Source organism: Caballeronia sordidicola (assembly GCF_001544455.2).
GTDB lineage: Bacteria > Pseudomonadota > Gammaproteobacteria > Burkholderiales > Burkholderiaceae > Caballeronia > Caballeronia sordidicola.
Genome location: NZ_FCOC02000027.1, coordinates 46,542 through 65,739, shown reverse-complemented (window position 1 = coordinate 65,739; position 19,198 = coordinate 46,542). Strand labels below are relative to the sequence as shown.

The following is a 19,198-nucleotide window of genomic DNA, read 5'->3' as shown; positions in this document are numbered from 1 at the left end:
TTGGTCATTGGTCTGTGAACAGGGCCCGGCGAAACGCGCCGGGAGGAAGAAGCGGGTGGCGCTCATGCGGTTGCAACCGCGCGTACCGGCGTCTCGTCAATGCCGATGAAGCGCCGCACGCGCACCGCGTCCGGCGACCATCGAATCTCGTCGGGCGACGCGAGCAGTTGCACGACACCGCCTTCCATGAACGCGACGCGGTTCGACACCGACATGGCGAAGTCCATCTCGTGCGTGACGATCACCATCGTCATGCCTTCGTTCGCGAGGTCACGGATCACATTCAGCACGTCGTCGACCAGTTCGGGGTCGAGCGCCGACGTCGGCTCATCGAACAGCATCACGTCGGGTTCCATCGCGAGTGCGCGCGCAATCGCAACGCGCTGCTGCTGGCCGCCCGACAGTTGATGCGGATACTTGTACGCGTGGGCGAGCAGACCGACCTTGTCGAGCAGCGCCAGCGCGCGGGTGTCGAGTTCCGCGCGGCTCGCATGCCCCTGATAGCGCGGCGCGAGCGTGACGTTTTCAAGGATCGTCCGGTGCGGGAATAAATTGAAACTCTGGAACACCATGCCGATGTGCTTCACGCCCTGGCGCACGCTCGCGTTGCCAGGGCGGTCGCGCGACGACAGATAACCGCGGCCGAACAGGATGATCTCGCCGGCGTCCGGCCATTCGAGTGCGTTGATCGTGCGGATCAGCGAGGTCTTGCCGGACCCCGACGGCCCGATGATCGACATCACTTCGCCCGCCTTCACGTCGAGATCGATGCCCTTCAGCACGTGCTGTTCGCCATAGCGTTTCTGAACGCCCTTCAGGAGCAATGCGGGCGCCGCGCCGCGGCCGGTCTGCGGCGTCGAGCCTCGCACGACCAACCCGCCACGCAGTGCGGCCGCCTCTTCATCGGACAGCGTGCGGGGTTTGCGCGCGGCGAGATTCATGTGCCGCTCGCCAAGCTGCATCAGCCACGTGAACATCGACACGATCAGCACGTAATAGATCGCGCATGCAAGCAGCGTTTCCATCACGAGAAAATTCTGCGCATACAGGCGCTCGCCAACGAGCAGCAGTTCGCTCAGCGAGATCGCGGACGCGAGTGACGTCAGCTTCACGCACGAAATGAACTGGTTGCCGAGTGTTGGCAGCGCGATGCGCATTGCCTGCGGGATGATCACGAGCCGCTGCGCGCCGGTCCAGCGGATGCCGAGCGCGGCCGCCGCCTCGTACTGCCCTTTTGCGACCGACATCAGCGCGCCGCGATGGATCTCGGCCATGTACGCGGTTTCCGTCAGCACCAGCGCGATTAGCGCCGCGTTGAACGGGTTCGAGAGGACACCGCCCGTCTGCGGCAGCAGTTGCGGCAGGTTGTACACGAACACGATCAGCACCATCAGCGGCAGGCTGCGGAACAGCCAGATGTAGATCGATGCGAAGACGGACATCGAGCGCCAGCCGGACATCCGCGCGGTCGCGAGCATAAAGCCCGCGGCGGCGGCGATCAGCCACGCGAGCGCACTCAATTCGACGACTGTAACGCTTGCCCGCCAGAACGCCGGTATCGCGAACAGCGACAGCATGTAGCGAAAATCGAAGTGCATGGAGGTCTCGTTGAATCGGACACCGGGAATGCCGCGGCTACGCGGCGGCGAGAGCGGATGGCCCAGCGCGACGCCACCGGACCGGGCGCGCGTTACAACGCAGTCGCCGCGGGCGGCGGCTTGAGCCCATAGCGCCGCAGTAGACTGTCGTACTCGCCGGACTTCTTCAAGCCGTCGAGCGCCTTGATGAGCGCGTCGTGCAGCGGCTTGTTGTCTTTGCGCACGAAGATGCCGATAGTCTGCGGATTGATCAGGTCTGTCGATGTGACGATCACGCGGCCGCCCGATTTGTCCGCGAGCGCCTTTGCGGTCGCAGCGACCTGCATGCCGGCCTGCACGTTGTTCGAGAGCATGGCCTGAAGCACGTAGGAGGTCGAACCAAATTCGCTGACCACGATCGGCGGCTTGCCGTTAGGCTGGCAGTAATGGTCAGACACGTCGTGCAGTTGGCCGACCCATGCCGTGCCCTGCACGATGCCGAGGTGCATCCCGCACAGATCCTGCATCGTGCGCGGCTTCATGCCGGTCGACGCGGCGACCATGATCGCCGAGCCGGTCTGCGCATATGGAATCGGCGTGGCCTGCGCCGCGCGCTCGGGTGTCACGTACATGGCGGACATGATGACGTCGAAGCGGCTTGCGTTCAGTCCGAGGATCAGTTGCGGCAGCGGTGTATCGATAAATGCCGTGCTGCTGCCAAGCTGCTTCGCAATCGCTCTCGCAAGCTCGGGATCCGCGCCTTCGATCTTGTCGCCGTCGTAGTACTCGAACGGCGGATAGGTCGCCTGCATGCCGACCTTCAGCGTGCCGGGCGTGAGCGTCGGCGCCGTCTCGGCATGCACGCTGGCCGCCGCGAATCCGGCGGCGCAAAGCATGGCGACGAGCCACTGCCGGCCTTTACTGCTTTTTTTGTCCATGATGATGAGCCCCGCTGCGATGGAGGAGGACGGCGGAGGATGCGAGCCGTGGCATAAATGTGTGGTGTACCGCAAAGTCTATGCCAGTAATGTCCCACTTCGGGTGTGCGCAGCGCGCCGTTCGAACCGCCTTGTGCGGCGCCCTCTCAGGGACTGTTTCGCTTTGAAGACCGGCGAGCCGGCCACACCCGGCGGGCACCAAGCTGGGTTCGCGAACCCGGATCGTGCACAGCGCATGTGCGGTTCGCGTCGTTTTGGTGAAATGCGTGGCATACCATTTAGATGAATGGAAACGGTTATCCAGGCTGGCTGGTGAGAATCGCATGCTCGCTCGGGCAAAGATCTACGGGTCCGCTGCGCAAGCCGTGCGCACCGCCGCCCGATGGTAAAACCGGCCCTTACATATATGTGGCATACCATGTAAAGTGATATCGATCAGTGCAGCCTGCGGATGGCTAAAATTCCCCGGCACACTACTTGCGGTACACCACGCATTGCAACAGGGAACCGGACCATTCATGCCCAAACTTCTTCTCAAACAAGGTCGTGTGATCGACCCCGCCGCCGGTATTGACGCCACGCTGGATATTCTCGTCGACGGCACCACGATCGCGGCCATCGGCGCGGACCTGTCGCCGCAGGCAGTCGGCGCAGAAACGGTCGATTGCCGCGGACGCCTGGTGCTGCCCGGGTTGATCGATACGCACGCACACGTGTATCAGTACGTGACGGGCCGTTTCGGCCTGAACGCCGACCTCTGCGGCGTGCGCTCTGGCGTGACGACGCTGGTCGACCAGGGCGGCGCGAGTTGCATCACCGTGCCGGGCTTTCGGCACTACGTGGCCCAACCGTCGGCGACGCGCGTGCTGTCGTATCTGTCCGCGTATCTCGTTGGCGGGCTCGAAGGCCACTACTATCCCGATCTGTACAGTCCCGAATGCCTTGACGCGGAAGCTTCGGTGAAATCCGCGCTGGCGAATCCGGATCTCGTGAAAGGCATCAAGGCGCATGCGGAAATTGGCGGCTTCGCGCGCTGGGGTGTCGACGTGATGAAAATCGCCTCGAAGATTGGCCGCGACGCCAAGCTGCCGGTCTACATTCATTTCGGCCAGTTGTGGCCGAAGCCCGAATCGGGCGGCCGCGAAGTCGATCCCGATTCGATCTTCAACCGGGTCGTCGAAATGCTGAAACCGGGCGATATCCTCGCGCATCCGTTCAGCCGCCATCCGGGCGGCTTTGTCGAGCAAAGCGGCAAGCTCCATCCGCTCGTGACGGAGGCGATCCAGCGCGGACTGCGCGTGGACGTGGGGCATGGCTCGCATTTCAGTTTCCGCACGGCGCAGCTCGTGCTCGAACAGGGCGTTGTGCCCGACACGCTCGGCGCCGACATGCACGGCTACAACACGGTGGTTCCCGCTCCGCCCGGCACGCCGGACTCGCACCCGGACGAGGAGCATTCGTTCCTTGGCAAGACGCAGTTCAGCCTCGTGAGCGCGATGACGAGCATGCTCGCGCTCGGCCTGCCACTCAATCACGTTGTGAAGATGGTCTCCGTTAACGCCGCGCGGATGATCGGCATGGAAGGCACGCTCGGCACGCTGAAGGTAGGCGGCGTCGCGGACATCTCTGTGCTCGACGACCAGCGCGGCCGCTGGACGCTGGAGGACAACGAAGGCACGCAGATCGTGACCGAGCGCATGCTGACGCCGGCCTTCTGCGTGCGCGACGGCGTGCGATACGAAGCGGATGCGCCCAGCCTGCCGTTGCCAATTGCAGCATGAACCGCCGCTTCGATGAATCGATGATGAAACATCCGCCCCAGTGGGCTCGCGTACTCAGCGGGTCTGGTATTGCGCGAGGTCCGCGATGAGTATCGAACCCGTTACCGGAACCGAAGCCGCCCGTGCCGCCGCGAACCGCGCCGCGCTGGCGCGGCTGCATGCGGTCCGCCCGCAATGGCGCGCGGTCGTGTCCGCGCGCGATGCGATCGCCCTGCCCGACTTCACGTTGCTGCACGCCGGGCCGCCGTTCGCGGACCCGGTCGGGCCGCCGCCGCCCGTGCTGTCTTCGGCAGTGCTCGCATGCCTGCACGAAGGCTGGGCATCGACCGAAACCGACGCGCAGCGGCTTATCGCAAGCGGCAAGGTGCGGCTCGCCGATGCGCAGTCGTATCGGGTCGTCGTGCCGCTCGCGGCGATCGTGTCGCCGAATACGCCGCTTGTCGAAGTGATCGACGCCGCCGCGCCGGACGATCCGCGACGCCGCGCATGGTCGATGTTCGGCAGCGGCGCGGGCGCGCAGATCCGCTTCGGCACGCGCGATCCGGCCGTGCTGGAACGGCTGCGCTGGCGCGAGACCGTGTTCGTGCCGCTGCTCGCCCACGCGCTCGCCGGCAACCCGGTCGATCTGTTGCCGCTCGCGGCGGCCGGCCTCGTGGGCGGCGACGATCTGCATGCGCGCACCACGGCGGCAACGGCCGCGCTTGCCGACCGTCTCGCACTGCCGGCCGCGCGCGGCATCCTGGACCAGTCGCCGCTGTTTTTCCTGACGCTATGGATGGCCGCGTGCCATCTGATGATGGACGCCGCCGCGAACGGCGGCTCGGACCCGGACGCGACGCTCGTCGTCGCGCTGGCCGGCAATGGACGCGAAGTTGGCGTGCGGCTCGCCGGCGATCCGTCGCGCTGGGTCACGCAACCGGCCGCCGCGCCGCGCGGGCCGAGGATCAGGCCGGGGTCGCGCGAGATCGCGTCGCCGCTCGTGGGTGACAGCGGCGTGATCGACGCGGCCGGCTTCGGCGCGCAGGCGCTGCGCCTCGCCCCCGAGCCCGCAGAGGCATTCGCGTCATGGCTGCCCGGCGACTGGCAGACCGCGCAGCCGCCGTTGTTCGCCGGCGACTGGCCGGAGTTTGGCGGGTTGCGCTGCGCGCTGGACGCGGCCGCCGTCGCCGAGCGCGGCACCGACCCGCTTGCCGCGATCGCGATGATAGACTCGGCTGGCCGCGCGGGACTGCTCGGACGCGGGGTCTACGCGGCACCGCTCGCGCTTTTTCTCGCGGCGCTGAATCGACGCTGAATCCGGGTGCTCTGCTTGACGTCCCGTTTATTGCGAGCGCCTGCCAGGTGAAACGCCGGTACGCGTTCGCTAACGAACTGCTCTTCCATGCATATCAACGAATCCAATACCTACGCCGAAGTCGAGCGCGCGTCGTCCGCTTACGAGGTCGCGCTGACGACGAACGACGTCGCGCTGCTCGATGCACTCTTTTGGGACAGCCCGCATACACTGCGCTTCGGCACGACCGAAAACCTTGCTGGCTACGACGAGATCCGCGCGTTCCGCGCGCAGCGTCCGTCGAAGGCGTTGATGCGGACCGTGACCCAGCGCTGGATCACGACATTCGGCGACCGCTTCGCCGTGGCGAACATCACGTTCGTACGCGACGGCGAAGCGCGAATCGGCCGCCAGTCGCAGACGTGGGTGAAGATCGACGGCAACTGGAAAGTCGTCGCCGCGCACGTGAGCTGGATGGACGAACCGAAGGCGCCGCAATGACAAAAGCCGATCTGCTTCAGCCCGGCCTGCATGGCGCGTTCGTGCGCGATGGCTTCGGAAGCTTGCCGTCCGCCGCGGCGCCAGCCATCGATGATGCACAACTTCCCGTCCTCGCATCCGCGCGCCTCGCGGTCAAAGACGTCTTCGATATTGCGGGCTTGCGCACTGGCGGCGGCAATCCCGTGTGGCGCGATGCGCAACCGCTCGCCGCGTCGAACGCGCCGGCCGTGAGACTGCTGCTCGACCACGGCGCGCAATGGATCGGCAAGACCGTCACCGACGAGCTGACGTACAGCCTCGCCGGGATCAACGCGCACTACGGCACGCCCGAAAATCCCGCCGCACCGACGAGGACGCCGGGCGGCTCGTCGTCGGGTTCCGCGGTCGCGGTTGCGGCCGGCTACGCGGACATCGGCCTCGGCACTGACTGCGGCGGCTCGATCCGTCTGCCGGCCAGCTACTGCGGCATCTGGGGAATCCGTCCCACGCACGGCCGCATTCCAGGCAACGGCTGCGTGACGCTCGCGCACAGCTTCGACACGGTCGGCTGGTTCGCGCGCGACGGCGCGCTGCTCGCTGACGTGCTTGGCGTGCTCTCGCATGGCACAACGGCCATGCCACTGGACGACGCGCAGCAGGCGCGCCTCGTCGTGCCGAACGAAATACTGCCGCTGTTGCATTCGCCGGCGCGCGCCGCATTCGAATCGATGTGTGCGCGTCTGCGTTCCGCATGGCGAATCGAGATGATCGACGACGGCCTTGCGCCGGATAGTTGGGCCGACGCATTTCGCGTCTTGCAGGGTGCGGAGGTGGCGTTGCAGCACGGACCGTGGGCGGCCGCGCATCTCGATACGTTCGGCGCGGACGTGCGTGCGCGTTTCGCGACCGCCCTCACGATTTCGCGCGAACAGGTCGCGGACGCGCAGCGGGTTCGCGTCGATGCGCTGCGCCGTATCGCGCGCCTGTTCGGCGGCACGAGCACCTTCGTTGTGATGCCTACGCTGCCGTGGATCGCGCCGTGCGTCGACGCGTCCGGCGCCGAGATCGACGGCATCCGCCGCCGCTCCCAGCAGATGCTGTGCATTGCCGGATTGGGGGGACTGCCGCAGGTCACGTTCCCATGGACCGCATTCGATGGCGCACCGCTCGGCCTGTCCGTGATCGGCGCGCGCGGCGACGACGAAGCGGTGCTCGCGGTCGCCCGCGCGCTGCACGCCGCGCTCGCGGACTGACTCAACGTGGCGGCGCCATAAGCAGGCGGCCATGCACGCTTCGCATCGACCCGCAGGACAACCGAACACAACGCTCAGCGAATCCTCAGCGGCACTATGCTCGTTTCGTTGTTCGCCTCGACCAGGCGAATCAGTTGCAGCATGAACAGTTCGCGCTCGGCCGGCGGCAGATGCTCCAGCGTGCGATCGTGCGCGCGCTGCACGGCGGGCCGCATCTTCTTCACAAGCGCACTGCCCTTGCGCGTGAGCTTCACGAGCTTCATCCGCCGATCCTGTTCGGACTGACGGCGACTCAGCAGGCCGCGCGATTCGAGACGCGGCAGCACCTCGGCCACGCTGCTGCGCTCCAGTCCGATATCCCACGCGAGCGTGTTCTGATCGGTTTCCCCATGTTCGGCGAGCGTGGTCAGCAGGCTGTACTGAACCGGCGTGATGTCGAATTCGCTGGTTTCCTGCAGGAAGAGCCAGCCGTGAATCTGGTGCAGACGCCGGATCAGGAACCCTGGCCGCGAAAAGAGCAGCGAGCGCTCGTAGTATTGTTGCAGCGACGCCTGGACCGTCGCAGAAGATTCGTTATCTAACATGGGTCACCGGTTTGATTGTGTATGCGCAACGAGATCCTGCCAGTCCACGGCTAGTGCGTGTCCGAGGCGATTATATAGACGGGCGCCGATACGCCAATTGGACTACCCGCACTTTTTTGCCTGGTTGTCCGTGGCATACCTTTTTTCGATCAGCAGCCAGAACGTCTTCCGGCGCAGGCGGCGCCCGTTGCGCGTGCGCGGCCGCTGCACTTGAGACGTGCGGCCGCACGGCGATGGAACGGAACAGGCGCCATTTTCGCATAAATGTGGTGCACCCCATTTATGCGCAAACATAACGCGGGGAGCCGCCGCGCGGGGTCGCCATCGCCGCAAACATGCGCTGCGACAGGACTTTCCTATTTATATGCGTGGCATACCACTTATTGGCATGGCTCTTGCGTATCCATGCAGGCGGATCTGACCGCCCGCAGATGTCAAACCCGACTCTATCTGGACCCCATGCATATCACCTTGTCGATAGCCGACTATGGCCATCACCCGGCCGCCTGGCGTGTGTCCGGCCTTGCCACGTCGCCGCAGGGCATGGCGCAATACGCGGAAGTCGTCGCGTGCGCGCAGGCCGGCGCGCTCGACTGCGTGCTCTTCACCCGCCCGGCTGGCGCGAACGGCGCGCGCAACGATCTCGCGCCGGACACCACGCCGCTGATCGGCTCGCTCATCCCTGGAACGTCCGGGATCGGTCTCGGCACGACGGTTCGCGTCGCTTATACCGAGCCGTTTCACACGGCACGCGCACTTGCGGTGCTCGACGGCCTGTCCGCCGGCCGGACCGCGCTGAGGATCGACCTGCGGCACAGCGCGGGCGGCGATCCGGCGTTCGCGCATGCCCGCCCGCTTTCGGCCGACGAGCACTATGCGCGCGCGGCCGAATACGTGGAAATCCTGACGAAGCTGTGGGATAGCTGGGAGGACGACGTGATCATCGCGGACAAGGCGAGCGGCATCTTCGCCGACTCGACCCGCATCCATCCCATCCACCACCAGGGAGCCTGGTTCAGCGTTCGCGGGCCACTGACGGCGGTGCGCCCGATCCAGGGCCATCCGGTCCTCGTTTTCGACGACGCGTCGCCAGCCGGGCTGCAACTGGCTGCGCGTTTCGCGGACCTGTTCATTGCCACCGAGGACTCGCCGCAGGCCGCCCAGCAACTTCGCGCCGAACTGAGCATGCTCGCGCAACGCGCGGGGCGCGCGGCTGATTCGGTCAGGGTGCTCGCGACCGTTTCCTTCGTGCTCGCCGATTCTGACGGCGCGGCCGCCGCGCGCGCGCGGCATCTGGACGAACTCGCGCCGGCCGGCGCGGCGCTGCCGGGCTATCGATTCGTAGGCACTGCCGAAGGTCTCGCCGCCACGCTCGATGCATGGCACGCGCACGGCGTCTGCGACGGTTTCGATCTCGCGCCGGCCGTGCTGCCGGACGACGTCGAGCGGTTCGTGAACGACGTCGTGCCGAAACTGCGCCGCCGCACGCCCGCCGTCGCCGCCACGCTGCGCGAACGCCTCGCGCTTGCCCGCCCGTCGAACCGCTTTTCGGAGATCCGTTCATGAACCGGCAGCTCCATCTGGGCCTCTTCATCTATCCCGGCGCGCACCACATTGCCGGCTGGCGCCATCCGTCCACACCGGCCGCGTCCGTGACCGGGCTCGACTTCTACCGCAACGTCGCGCAGCTCGCCGAGCGCGGCAAGTTCGACCTGTTCTTCGTTGGCGACACGCTGTTCACGCGCGAGAAGGACGGCCGTTTCTTCGGCCGGCAAAGCGTGTCGAACCTCGATCCGGTTTCGCTGCTTTCCGCGTTGTCGTCGGTGACGAGCAAGCTTGGGCTCGTCGGCACGCTCTCGACGACCTATCACGAGCCGTACGAGATCGCCACGAAATACGCGACGCTCGATCACCTGAGCGGCGGCCGCGCGGGCTGGAACGTCGTGACGACGTGGGAGGACAAGGCGTCGCTCAACTTCAGCCGCGACCAGGCGATGGCCAAGGCCGACCGCTACGTGCGCGGCCGCGAATTCATCGATGTATGCACGTCGCTTTGGGACAGCCAGGACGACGGCGCGGCGATTGCCGATGCGGCGTCCGGCATCCGGCGCGATCCGTTGCGCGTGCGGCCGGTCGCGCATCGCGGCGAGAGCTTCGCGGTGTCCGGCGTGCTGCCGGTACCGCGTCCGGTGCAGGGCTGGCCGGTGCTCGTGCAGGCCGGCGGCTCGCCGCCGGGGCTCGAATTCGCGGCGCTTGTGGCCGAGGCGGTGTTCACCGCGCAGACCGACTTCGACCTCGCGCGTGCGTTTCGCACGTCGACACACGAGCGCATGGCGCGCTATGGCCGCCGGCCTGACGAAGTCGTCATCATGCCGGGATTGTCGCCGCTGCTGGGTTCGACCGAAGCGGAGGCGCGGCGTCTCGAACAGGAACTCGGCGACCTCGTGCATCCGGAAGTCGGTATCTGGATGCTCAGCGAGAACCTTGGCTTTTCGCTCTACGACCGCGATCCGGACGACCTGCTGCCGGTTGACGCGATCCGCGCCGCGAAGAAGCCGACCGCGAATGCGGACATGCTGCTGACGAACGCCGCGCGCGAGAAGCTCACGATTGCCGGCAGCGCGCGGCTGATCGCGCGATCGCGTGCGCATCACAGTTTCGTTGGCACACCGGATCAGCTCGTGGACCTGATGGAGCGATGGCTGCTCGGCGGCGCATGCGACGGTTTCAACGTGATGCCGCCGTATTTCCCGGAGCAGCTCAGCGTGTTCGTCGAACACGTGGTGCCCGAACTTCAGCGTCGCGGCCTGTTTCGCGAGGAGTACACGGGCACGACGCTGCGCGAGCACCTCGGGCTCGCGCGCCCAGAACCGGGACGCTTCCAGCGGATGCTCGCGCACGTACCAGCCTGAAACACTGCCGCCAGGAACGGAACCCGACACAGCGGGAAGCCGCGTTCCGCGTGTGCTCCGGTCCGGAGCGAACCGCGCCGCATCGCTCGCGCTTTTCGGGGTCGTCCCTCAACACCAACCGTGTTTTTCTTGCAGTGGAGACGCCGGTATGACCCAAGACCAGCCGTACGCCGCCGCCCGGGCGCGCTCATGAGCGGCGCGTATCCCCGCGCGGAGGCCGCGTCGCCTTGCATGGAGCATGTCGCGTCGCCGCAGGCGGCGGCAGCGCCCGCGCCGATCCTGCGAATCCGCGGCCTGTCCGTCTCGTTTGCCAGCGAGCACGGCCCGGTGCCCGCGCTGCGCGGCGTCGATCTGGACGTCGCGGCGGGTCGCTGCGTGGGTATCGTCGGCGAGTCGGGCAGCGGCAAGAGCGTGACCTCGCTCGCGGTGATGGGCCTGCTGCCGCAACCCGGCGCGCGGGTCACGGGAGGCAGCATCGAATTCGAAGGACGCAATCTGCTCGCAATGCCCGCCGCGCTGCGCCGCGCGCAACGCGGCCGTGCGATCGCGATGATCTTCCAGGATCCGCTGTCGTCGCTCAATCCCGCGTTCACGATCGGCGACCAGATCGCCGAGGCGATCGTCGCGCATGAAGCCGTCGAGCGCCGCGAAGCACGGCGACGCGCAATCGAGCTGCTGCGCCAGGTGCACATTGCGTCGGCTGAACGGCGCGTCGACGATTATCCGCACCGCCTGTCCGGCGGCATGCGCCAGCGCGTGATGATCGCGATGGCGCTTGCATGCAGCCCGCGCCTTCTGATTGCCGACGAGCCGACGACCGCGCTCGACGTGACCGTGCAGGCGCAAATAGTCGAATTGCTCGATGAAATCCGCCGCGAGCGCGGTACCGCGATCGTGCTGATCTCGCACAATCTCGGCCTCGTGGCCGGACTCGCCGACGAAATCGCGGTGATGTACGCGGGCCGCATTGTCGAGCACGGGCCAGCGGCGCGTGTGATCTCGCATCCCGAGCATCCGTACACGGTCGGCCTGCTCGGCGCGGTGCCGCGTGCCGAACCCGGCAATGCGCCGCTTGTTGCGATTGCGGGCAGCGTGCCGGACCTGCGCGCGCTGCCGCCCGGCTGCGCGTTCGCGCCCCGCTGCCCGTTTCGCATCGACGCGTGCCAGACGCTCGATCCCGCGCTGCGCTCGCTTGGGTCCGCTCACTCCGGCGCATGCCACGCCGCCCCGCTGGAGCCGAACGCATGAACGGGATTTCAACCTTGAGCTCAGCCTCAGCCTCGGCCGCTACGCGCCCGGCCGCGCACGATGACGCCCCGCTGCTGCGCGTGCGCAACCTGAAAAAGCGCTACGCGGCCGGCGGCATGTTTGGCCGGCGTGTGCGCGTGTCGGCGGTGGACGGTGTGTCGTTCGATATCGCCGCGGGCGAAACGCTTGGACTCGTCGGCGAGAGCGGCTGCGGGAAATCGACCGTCAGCCGGCTATTGCTGCGCCTGCTCGATCCGGACGAAGGCCGCATCGAGTTTCGCGGCGCCGACCTGGCGCGCCTGAAACGCAATGCGCTGCTCGATTTCCGCAGCGACCTGCAGATGGTGTTCCAGGACCCGTTCAGTTCGCTGAACCCGGTGATGACCGTGCGCGAGCTGGTCGCGGAGCCGCTGGTCGTTCACCATGCGGATCTGCGCACGGGCATCGATCGGCGTGTCGCCGAGCTGCTGGAAACGGTCGGACTCCATGCCGCGCACATGCATCGCTATCCTCACGAATTTTCCGGCGGCCAGCGGCAGCGGATCGGCATTGCGCGTGCGCTGGCGCTGGAGCCGAAACTGATCGTCTGCGACGAGCCTGTGTCCGCGCTCGATGTGTCGGTGCAGGCGCAGGTGCTCAACCTGCTGCGCGCGCTCCAGCGGCAGACCGGCGTGGGCATGCTGTTCATTTCGCATGACCTGATGGCGGTGCGCTACATCGCGCATCGCATTGCGGTGATGTATCTCGGCCGGCTCGTCGAAACCGCGCCCACGCGCACGATCTTCTCCGCGCCGCGCCATCCGTACACCCGGGCGCTGCTCGGCGCGGTGCCGGCGCTCGAAGCGGGACAGCGCGCGCGCGTGGTGCTCGGAGTCGATCTGCCAAGTCCACTCGATCCGCCGTCCGGCTGCCACTTTCATCCGCGCTGCGTGTTCGCAACCGAACGCTGCCGCCGCGAAGCGCCCGAACTCGTCGCGGACGAAACCGGGCACGCGTGCGCGTGCCATCACTGGCGCGATCTGCCGCACTGGGAAGGCCTGAGTCCGTCACTGACCGAACCGCCACCGCCGCGGACCGCGCGGCTGATCGAGCGGTTCCGGCAGACGCCCGCGCCGTTGCCGCTGCCCGCACCGCGCGCCCGATCCACCTAGATGCACCGCTGCCCGGCTTCGCACTCTCACTCAATATCAGGAAACGAAAACCCCATGCGCAAGCTTCATCTGCTGCTTTCCGCCGCGCTGCTCGCCTTCACTGCCGCCCAGGCGGCCGCGCAAGGCGTGCTGCGGATCGGTCTTGTCGAGGATCCGGATACGCTCGATCCAACGCTGAACCGTCTCGCGACCGGCCGCCAGCCGCTGACCGCGCTCTGCGACAAGCTGTTCGACGTCAAGCCCGGCGATCTTGCGCTCACGCCGCAGCTTGCAACGGGCTACGAGGTCGCGAAGGACGGCAGGTCGGTCACGGTGAAGCTGCGCACAGGCGTGAAGTTCCATGACGGCGAAACGTTCGACGCCGCCGCGCTCGCGTTCAACATCAAGCGGCATATGACATTGCCAGGCTCGCTGCGGCGCACGGAACTGAGCATGGTCGATCACGTCGATGTCGTCGACCCGTCGGACGTGCGCTTCGTGCTGAACGCGCCGCAAGCGAATCTGCTGCTTTACAGCCTCGCGGAACGAGCGGGGATGATGGTCGCGCCGCAAGCCGCGCAACAACTCGGTGACCGCTTCGGCTCGCAGCCGGTCTGCGCGGGCGAATACCGGTTTGTGGAGCGCGTGCCGCAGGGACGCATCGTCGTCGAGAAGTTCGCGGGCTACTGGGACGCCGCGCACACAGCCGGCGACCCTGACCGGATCGAGTACCTGCCAATTGGCGATTCGACAGTGCGCCTCTCTTCGCTGCGCTCCGGCCAGATCCAGATCGCCGAACGCCTGACGCCCACAGACCTGCCGCAACTCGCGCGCGATCCGCGCGTGAAGGTCGTCTCCGCACCGGACCTCGGCTATCACTACATCCGCTACAACAGCGGCAATGGTCCGCGCGCCGCGATTTTCCGCGACGTGCGCGTGCGGCACGCGGTCGATCTCGCGATAGACCGGCGCGTGCTCGTGAAGGCGCTGTTCAACGACCAGTATCAGCCGGGCAACCAGTTCGTCGGTCCTTCGAGTCCGTACTACGATCCCGCGCATCCGGTGCCGGCGCGCGACGTCGCCGCGTCGCGCCGCCTGCTGCAGCAGGCCGGCGTCGCGCATCTGACGTTCACGCTGCTCGTGCCGCCCGAGCGCGAGCGCCAGGAAGCCGCGCAGATGATCCAGGCCATGCTCGCCGAAGCGGGCATCACGATGAAGATCGAGACGCAGGAAGACGCGGTCATGCTGCAACGCGCGCGGCGCGGCGACTTCGATGCGATCTTCAACTTCTGGAGCGGCCGTCCGCATCCGGACGGCAACCTGTACGCGCAGTACTCGTGCAACGGCCCGACGAACGATTCGAAGTTCTGCGATCCGGCCGTCGACCAGGTGATGGTCGCCGCGCGCGAGGCCACGACCGATAAAGAGCGTCAGCGCCTGTATCGCGAGGTCAATGCAATGCTCGTGCAGGACTATCCGTCGTCCGTGCTGTGGCACAGGCGCACCTTCACCGGCGTGAGCGCGAAGCTGAGCGGCTTCATGCCGCATCCGGACAGCACGATCCGCGTAAAGGGGCTGCATCTGCAGCCGTGATGAGGAGCCGCCCGTGATCCGCTTTGCCGCATACGTCTGCCGCCGTCTCGCGCTTGCGCTGCCGGCCGTGCTGATCCTGTCCGTGCTGATCTTCCTGCTGCAGCGGATGCTGCCCGGCGATCCCGCGCTCGCGCTCGCGGGCGGAGAGAACGTCGATGCACAGACGCTCGGCGAACTGCGCCACAAGTACGGCCTCGACCTGCCGGTCTACGTGCAGTACCTGCACTGGGTCGGCGGCGCGCTGCACGGCTATCTCGGCGTGTCGATGCGCAACGACATCGGCGTCACGCAACTGCTCGTGGGCAAACTCGGCATCACGCTGCAACTGGCGTTCGCGTCGATGATGCTCGCGCTTGCAGTCGGGATTCCGCTAGGCATTGTTGCGGCGACCCGGCGCGGGCGTATCGCGGGCGTGCTCGCGACCGCCTTCGCGCTGGGCGGCATCTCGGTCCCGCACTTCTGGCTCGGCATCCTGCTCGTGCTCGCGTTCTGCGTGCATCTGAACTGGTTTCCGGCGTCTGGCTACGTGCCGTTTTCCGAGGATCCGCTGCGCTGCGCGATGGGCTTCGTGCTGCCGTCCATCGTGCTCGGCACCGGCATTGCCGGCGTGCTGATGCGGCACATGCGCAGCGCAATGCTCGACGCGTTGAGCGCCGACTACGTGCGCACGGCCCGCGCGAAAGGACTGACGGAGACGCGCGTCGTGCTGCGCCACGCGCTGCGCAATGCGCTGATGCCGATCGTCACGCTCGGCGCAATCGAGTTCGGCCAGTTGCTCGCCGGCGCGGTGCTCACCGAGCAGGTGTTCTCGATTCCAGGCTTCGGCAAGCTGATGGTCGACAGCGTGCTGAATCGCGACTATCAGGTCGTGCAGGGGCTCGTGCTCGTGTCGTCGGTGATGTTCCTGTTCGTGAGCCTCGCCGCCGACATGCTGTATTTCGTGATCAACCCGCGTTTGAGGAGTTGACGATGGCTGTCATCGTTCCATTGCCCTCCGCCGCCCCGCCGCGTGCGTCGAGCCGCCTGCATACCGCCGGCCGACGGCTGCTGCGCCGGCCCGCGAGCGTCGCGGCTGGCGTCGTGATCGTGCTGTTCGTTGCGACCGCGATCTTCGCGCCTTGGCTCGCGCCGCTCGATCCGCTGCATTCGGACTTCCTGATGGTGCGCCAGGCGCCGTCCGCGCTGCACTGGCTCGGCACCGACGAAGTCGGCCGTGATGTGTTGTCGCGGCTGATCTGGGGCACGCGCGCGTCGCTGCTCGCGGGGATCGTGCCGGTGCTCGTTGCGTGCGGAATCAGCGTGCCACTTGGCGTGATCAGCGGCTACGCGGGCGGCTGGATCGACGCGCTGGTGATGCGCGTCACCGACGCAATGCTCGCGGTGCCGTTCCTGATCGTCGCGATCGCGATGGCCGCGTTTCTCGGCCCCGACCTGCGCAATTCCATTCTCGCGATCGGCGTCGCCGCGCTGCCGGCGTTCCTGCGGCTCGCGCGTGCAGCCGCCATGACGATCCGCACCGAGGACTATGTCGATGCAGCGCGCGTGGTCGGCGCAACGCCGCTGCGGATCGTGTTCCGCCATGTGTTGCCGAACATGCTGCCGCCGCTGCTGGTGCAGGCGAGCATCACGGCGGCTGCGGCGGTGATCGCGGAAGCGTCGCTGTCGTTCCTTGGTCTTGGGCAGCAGCCGCCCGCGCCCTCGTGGGGCAGCATGCTGAACGCCGCGCAGCAGTACATGGTCGACGCCCCGTGGATGGCGATCGCGCCCGGCGCAATGATCTTTGTGCTCGTCATTTCATTGAACGTGTTCGGCGACTGCGTGCGCGATGCGCTCGACACCAGGCGCCGCTGAGCACGCCGCCTTTTTCCAGTATCGATACATCATGAACAACGGAGAACCGATCATGCAAGACACCGTCTGGCGGCAGCCAATCGCCACGCCGCATGCATGGCGCCGCGCCGACATGCTCGACAACGATCGCTGGCAGCGCCGCATCACGGCTGCCGAACAGCGCGAGGTCATCGCGGCGCTTCGGCACGCGCAGGCCGCGAAGGTGCCAATGCTGCAATGGCAGACCGGCGACTTTCCGCTCGATACACTGCGTGCGAGTCTCGACGAGATCGCGGCCGAAGTGCGCGACGGCGCGGGCCTCGTGTTGCTCCAGGGCCTCGACATTGCCGGCCTCACCGACGAAGAGGTCTGCATGATCTACTGGGGACTCGGGCTTTATCTTGGCGAGCCGCTCGGCCAGAATCCGAAAGGCGATCTGCTTGGCCACGTGTTCGACTAGGGCCGCGAATACGGAAAAATCGATGTGCGCGGCTACGAGACGAGCGCGTATCTGCCGTACCACACCGACCGCGCGGAACTGCTCGGCCTGATGTGCCTGCGCCAGGGGCTTGCAGGCGGCCTCAGCAGCTACGTAAGTGCAGCGGAGATCTACAACATCATTCTGGCAGAGCATCCCGAATACTTCGGTCTGCTGTACAACGGCTTCTACTACATTCGCCGCGAGGAGGCGCTGACCGGCAACGGCGTATCCGCGCTGCCGCTGCCGGTGTTCGGCCATCGCGACGGCGTGATCCGCTGCCGCTACATCCGCAACCAGATCAATGCGGGCGCGGAAAAGCGCGGCATTGCGCTGACGCCGATGGAGCGCGAAGCCCTCGATTTCTTCGATTCGCTCACGCAGCGCCTCGACCTGCGGCTCGACTTCACCATGGCGCCGGGCGAAATCGCGTTCTGCAACAACCTGACGACGCTGCATTCGCGCACGAGTTTCGTGAATGGCGCGGAGCATCACCAGCAGCGGCACATGCTGCGCCTGTGGTTGCGCTTCAACGAGCCGTGGCCGATTTCCCCACTGTTCGGCGATGACGGCAACTACGTGCTGCACGGCCGCACGGTCGTGTCGACCGAAACCTGAGCACGACGGGCGTGGCGGCCCGGTTTTCTGCCGCGCCAACCCTGCAAACACGATGGCAAAGCTCGATCGATTCCATGCCGAAGCATTTTCAAAATAATAAGTCATCCGAATTTTATTGATGAACGAATGGAATGAAGTCCGCCCGGCGAATCGCGCAGCGTTCACGGACGGTCGTCAGCACCTGTTTGACGTTTTACTGCGCAGCCGCGCCGAAAATCCAGCCGTCCTTTTGGACGCTTATTACTTGGGGAATCCACGATGAAAAAAATGATGATGATCGCCGCGACGACGACCTCGTTAGGCTGCTTGTCGAGCGCACACGCGCAAAGTTCGGTCACGCTGTATGGCGTTGTGGATGCGGGGCTGACGTTCAACAGCAATGCGAAGGGCGAAAAGCAATACGCGATGACGAGCGGCAATGCGTCGGGTTCACGCTGGGGCTTCCGTGGCAACGAGGATCTGGGCGGCGGCCTGAGCACGTTCTTCAGGCTGGAAGGCGGATTCAGCAGTACGAATGGCACAATCGGCCAGGGCGGCACGCTGTTCGGGCGTGGCGCCTACGTGGGCCTCGCCAGCAAGTCGTACGGCTCGGTGTCGGCTGGACGCCAGGCGACGATCCAGTACGACTTCATCAGCCCCTACCCGTCCGGCGGCACCTGGGCTGCATCCGGCATTGGCTACGGCACCCACCTCGGCGATCTCGACGGGCTCGACAACTTCAACCGGATCAACAACGCGGTCAAGTACCTGAGCCCGTCGTTTCGCGGCTTGCAGTTCGGCGCTGATTACAGCTTCGGCGGCGTACCCGGCCAGATGTCGCAGAAGCAGACCTGGGGCGTCGGCGCGCAATACTTGAATGGTCCGCTTGCACTTGCGCTCGCGTTCAACGAGTCGTATCAGCCGAACTACTCGTTCTTCGGCAGCAAGGCGAACGACAGCACGACCGGCAACAACATCACGAACCCGGCGGTAAGCGGCTATGCAACGGCGAGAACGCAGCAGATCTTCGCCGCGGCCGGACAGTATGCGTTCGGTAAGGCAACGTTCGCGTTCACATACACGAACACGCGCTTCGACGACCTCGGCAACGTCAGCGTCACGGGCCTCGGCGGCAAGCCCGCAGCGTTCCGTGGCAATGCCGTGTTCAATATCGTGGAAGGCAACCTGATGTACCAGTTGATGCCCGCGCTGCAACTCGCGCTCGCCTACACGTACACGCACAACGGCAATGCGAATGGCGTAGGGCCGGCGATCTACCACCAGGTGAACGTGGGCGCGGACTACTTCCTGTCCAAGCGCACCGATCTGTTTGTCGATGCGTTCTATCAGCGCGCAGCGGGTACCGATTCGACCGGCGGCCCAGCCGTTGCGGCGATCACGGGCGCGACCGCGTCGAGCTCGAACCATCAGATCGTCGGACTCGTCGGTATTCGCCACAAGTTTTGACCCATGGCCCGGCGCGATGCCTGATTGGAGTGCAACCTTGCACCGCCGCGAAGCAGC

General features: G+C 66.2%; 17 protein-coding genes. 14 read left to right on the top strand and 3 right to left on the bottom strand.

From position 1 onward, the window contains the following. Positions 1-62: 62 nt before the first annotated feature. Positions 63-1,598 (bottom strand): amino acid ABC transporter permease/ATP-binding protein, encoded by a 1,536-nt coding sequence (locus AWB64_RS27710; RefSeq protein WP_060858605.1) that lies wholly within the window; start codon positions 1,596-1,598, stop codon positions 63-65. 92 nt (positions 1,599-1,690) lie between these two features. After that, positions 1,691-2,515: a transporter substrate-binding domain-containing protein gene (locus AWB64_RS27705; RefSeq protein WP_060858604.1), complete on the bottom strand. Its 825-nt coding sequence runs from the start codon at positions 2,513-2,515 to the stop codon at positions 1,691-1,693. Positions 2,516-3,033: 518 nt separating this feature from the next. Here AWB64_RS27705 and AWB64_RS27700 point away from each other — a divergent pair. The 4 genes from AWB64_RS27700 (at position 3,034) to AWB64_RS27685 (ending at position 7,302) form a co-directional block, all read left to right on the top strand. Then, positions 3,034-4,296 (top strand): amidohydrolase/deacetylase family metallohydrolase, encoded by a 1,263-nt coding sequence (locus AWB64_RS27700; RefSeq protein WP_060858603.1) that lies wholly within the window; start codon positions 3,034-3,036, stop codon positions 4,294-4,296. Positions 4,297-4,381: 85 nt separating this feature from the next. Further along, the gene (locus AWB64_RS27695; protein WP_060858602.1) at positions 4,382-5,590 is read left to right on the top strand and encodes an oxamate carbamoyltransferase subunit AllG family protein; all 1,209 of its coding nucleotides are present in this window, start codon (positions 4,382-4,384) and stop codon (positions 5,588-5,590) included. Between the two features lie 87 nt (positions 5,591-5,677). Further along, positions 5,678-6,070 carry an oxalurate catabolism protein HpxZ gene (gene hpxZ / locus AWB64_RS27690; protein WP_060858601.1) on the top strand — a complete coding sequence of 131 codons (393 nt, stop codon included), beginning with the start codon at positions 5,678-5,680 and terminating at the stop codon, positions 6,068-6,070. Further along, positions 6,067-7,302: an amidase gene (locus AWB64_RS27685; RefSeq protein ID WP_060858600.1), complete on the top strand. Its 1,236-nt coding sequence runs from the start codon at positions 6,067-6,069 to the stop codon at positions 7,300-7,302. Before hpxZ ends, AWB64_RS27685 begins: the two co-directional genes overlap by 4 nt. A gap of 74 nt (positions 7,303-7,376) precedes the next feature. Here AWB64_RS27685 and AWB64_RS27680 read toward each other — a convergent pair whose 3' ends face one another. Then, complete coding sequence (locus AWB64_RS27680) at positions 7,377-7,886, bottom strand: MarR family winged helix-turn-helix transcriptional regulator (RefSeq protein WP_060858599.1); 510 nt, start codon at positions 7,884-7,886, stop codon at positions 7,377-7,379. A 459-nt stretch (positions 7,887-8,345) separates the two neighbouring features. Between AWB64_RS27680 and AWB64_RS27670 the strand changes: the two genes are divergently transcribed. The 10 genes from AWB64_RS27670 (at position 8,346) to AWB64_RS27625 (ending at position 19,141) form a co-directional block, all read left to right on the top strand. Further along, on the top strand, positions 8,346-9,452 hold the full coding sequence (locus tag AWB64_RS27670) for an LLM class flavin-dependent oxidoreductase (RefSeq protein WP_060858597.1): 1,107 nt from the start codon (positions 8,346-8,348) through the stop codon (positions 9,450-9,452). Further along, the gene (locus AWB64_RS27665) at positions 9,449-10,798 is read left to right on the top strand and encodes an NtaA/DmoA family FMN-dependent monooxygenase (RefSeq protein WP_060858596.1); all 1,350 of its coding nucleotides are present in this window, start codon (positions 9,449-9,451) and stop codon (positions 10,796-10,798) included. Before AWB64_RS27670 ends, AWB64_RS27665 begins: the two co-directional genes overlap by 4 nt. 189 nt (positions 10,799-10,987) lie before the next feature. Continuing rightward, a complete protein-coding gene (locus AWB64_RS27660; RefSeq protein WP_082850656.1) occupies positions 10,988-12,046 on the top strand; it encodes an ABC transporter ATP-binding protein in 1,059 nt (352 codons plus the stop codon). After that, positions 12,043-13,197, top strand: coding sequence for an ABC transporter ATP-binding protein (locus AWB64_RS27655; RefSeq protein ID WP_060858595.1), 1,155 nt, complete (start codon positions 12,043-12,045; stop codon positions 13,195-13,197). The genes AWB64_RS27660 and AWB64_RS27655 overlap by 4 nt, the downstream gene beginning before the upstream one ends. A 54-nt stretch (positions 13,198-13,251) precedes the next feature. After that, positions 13,252-14,769: an ABC transporter substrate-binding protein gene (locus AWB64_RS27650; RefSeq protein WP_060858594.1), complete on the top strand. Its 1,518-nt coding sequence runs from the start codon at positions 13,252-13,254 to the stop codon at positions 14,767-14,769. A 13-nt stretch (positions 14,770-14,782) separates the two neighbouring features. After that, positions 14,783-15,736 carry an ABC transporter permease gene (locus tag AWB64_RS27645; protein ID WP_374728654.1) on the top strand — a complete coding sequence of 318 codons (954 nt, stop codon included), beginning with the start codon at positions 14,783-14,785 and terminating at the stop codon, positions 15,734-15,736. Between the two features lie 2 nt (positions 15,737-15,738). Then, positions 15,739-16,620, top strand: a complete 882-nt coding sequence (locus AWB64_RS27640; RefSeq protein ID WP_060858593.1) for an ABC transporter permease — start codon at positions 15,739-15,741, stop codon at positions 16,618-16,620. A gap of 52 nt (positions 16,621-16,672) precedes the next feature. Beyond that, the gene (locus AWB64_RS27635) at positions 16,673-17,059 is read left to right on the top strand and encodes a hypothetical protein (protein WP_157766719.1); all 387 of its coding nucleotides are present in this window, start codon (positions 16,673-16,675) and stop codon (positions 17,057-17,059) included. 24 nt (positions 17,060-17,083) lie between these two features. Next, entirely contained in the window at positions 17,084-17,695 is a 612-nt protein-coding gene (locus tag AWB64_RS27630; protein ID WP_060858591.1) for a TauD/TfdA family dioxygenase, read from the top strand. Positions 17,696-17,953: 258 nt separating this feature from the next. Then, positions 17,954-19,141, top strand: coding sequence for a porin (locus tag AWB64_RS27625; RefSeq protein WP_060858590.1), 1,188 nt, complete (start codon positions 17,954-17,956; stop codon positions 19,139-19,141). The last annotated feature ends 57 nt before the right edge of the window (positions 19,142-19,198 follow it).

Coding starts and splice junctions, on each gene's coding strand:
- AWB64_RS27710 (WP_060858605.1), bottom strand. CDS start 1,598: ATGCACTTCGATTTTCGCTACATGCTGTCGCTGTTCGCGATACCGGCG.
- AWB64_RS27660 (WP_082850656.1), top strand. CDS start 10,988: ATGAGCGGCGCGTATCCCCGCGCGGAGGCCGCGTCGCCTTGCATGGAG.
- AWB64_RS27625 (WP_060858590.1), top strand. CDS start 17,954: ATGAAAAAAATGATGATGATCGCCGCGACGACGACCTCGTTAGGCTGC.
- AWB64_RS27665 (WP_060858596.1), top strand. CDS start 9,449: ATGAACCGGCAGCTCCATCTGGGCCTCTTCATCTATCCCGGCGCGCAC.
- AWB64_RS27700 (WP_060858603.1), top strand. CDS start 3,034: ATGCCCAAACTTCTTCTCAAACAAGGTCGTGTGATCGACCCCGCCGCC.
- AWB64_RS27635 (WP_157766719.1), top strand. CDS start 16,673: ATGCAAGACACCGTCTGGCGGCAGCCAATCGCCACGCCGCATGCATGG.
- AWB64_RS27640 (WP_060858593.1), top strand. CDS start 15,739: ATGGCTGTCATCGTTCCATTGCCCTCCGCCGCCCCGCCGCGTGCGTCG.
- AWB64_RS27650 (WP_060858594.1), top strand. CDS start 13,252: ATGCGCAAGCTTCATCTGCTGCTTTCCGCCGCGCTGCTCGCCTTCACT.
- AWB64_RS27685 (WP_060858600.1), top strand. CDS start 6,067: ATGACAAAAGCCGATCTGCTTCAGCCCGGCCTGCATGGCGCGTTCGTG.
- AWB64_RS27680 (WP_060858599.1), bottom strand. CDS start 7,886: ATGTTAGATAACGAATCTTCTGCGACGGTCCAGGCGTCGCTGCAACAA.
- AWB64_RS27705 (WP_060858604.1), bottom strand. CDS start 2,515: ATGGACAAAAAAAGCAGTAAAGGCCGGCAGTGGCTCGTCGCCATGCTT.
- AWB64_RS27655 (WP_060858595.1), top strand. CDS start 12,043: ATGAACGGGATTTCAACCTTGAGCTCAGCCTCAGCCTCGGCCGCTACG.
- AWB64_RS27670 (WP_060858597.1), top strand. CDS start 8,346: ATGCATATCACCTTGTCGATAGCCGACTATGGCCATCACCCGGCCGCC.
- AWB64_RS27695 (WP_060858602.1), top strand. CDS start 4,382: ATGAGTATCGAACCCGTTACCGGAACCGAAGCCGCCCGTGCCGCCGCG.
- hpxZ (WP_060858601.1), top strand. CDS start 5,678: ATGCATATCAACGAATCCAATACCTACGCCGAAGTCGAGCGCGCGTCG.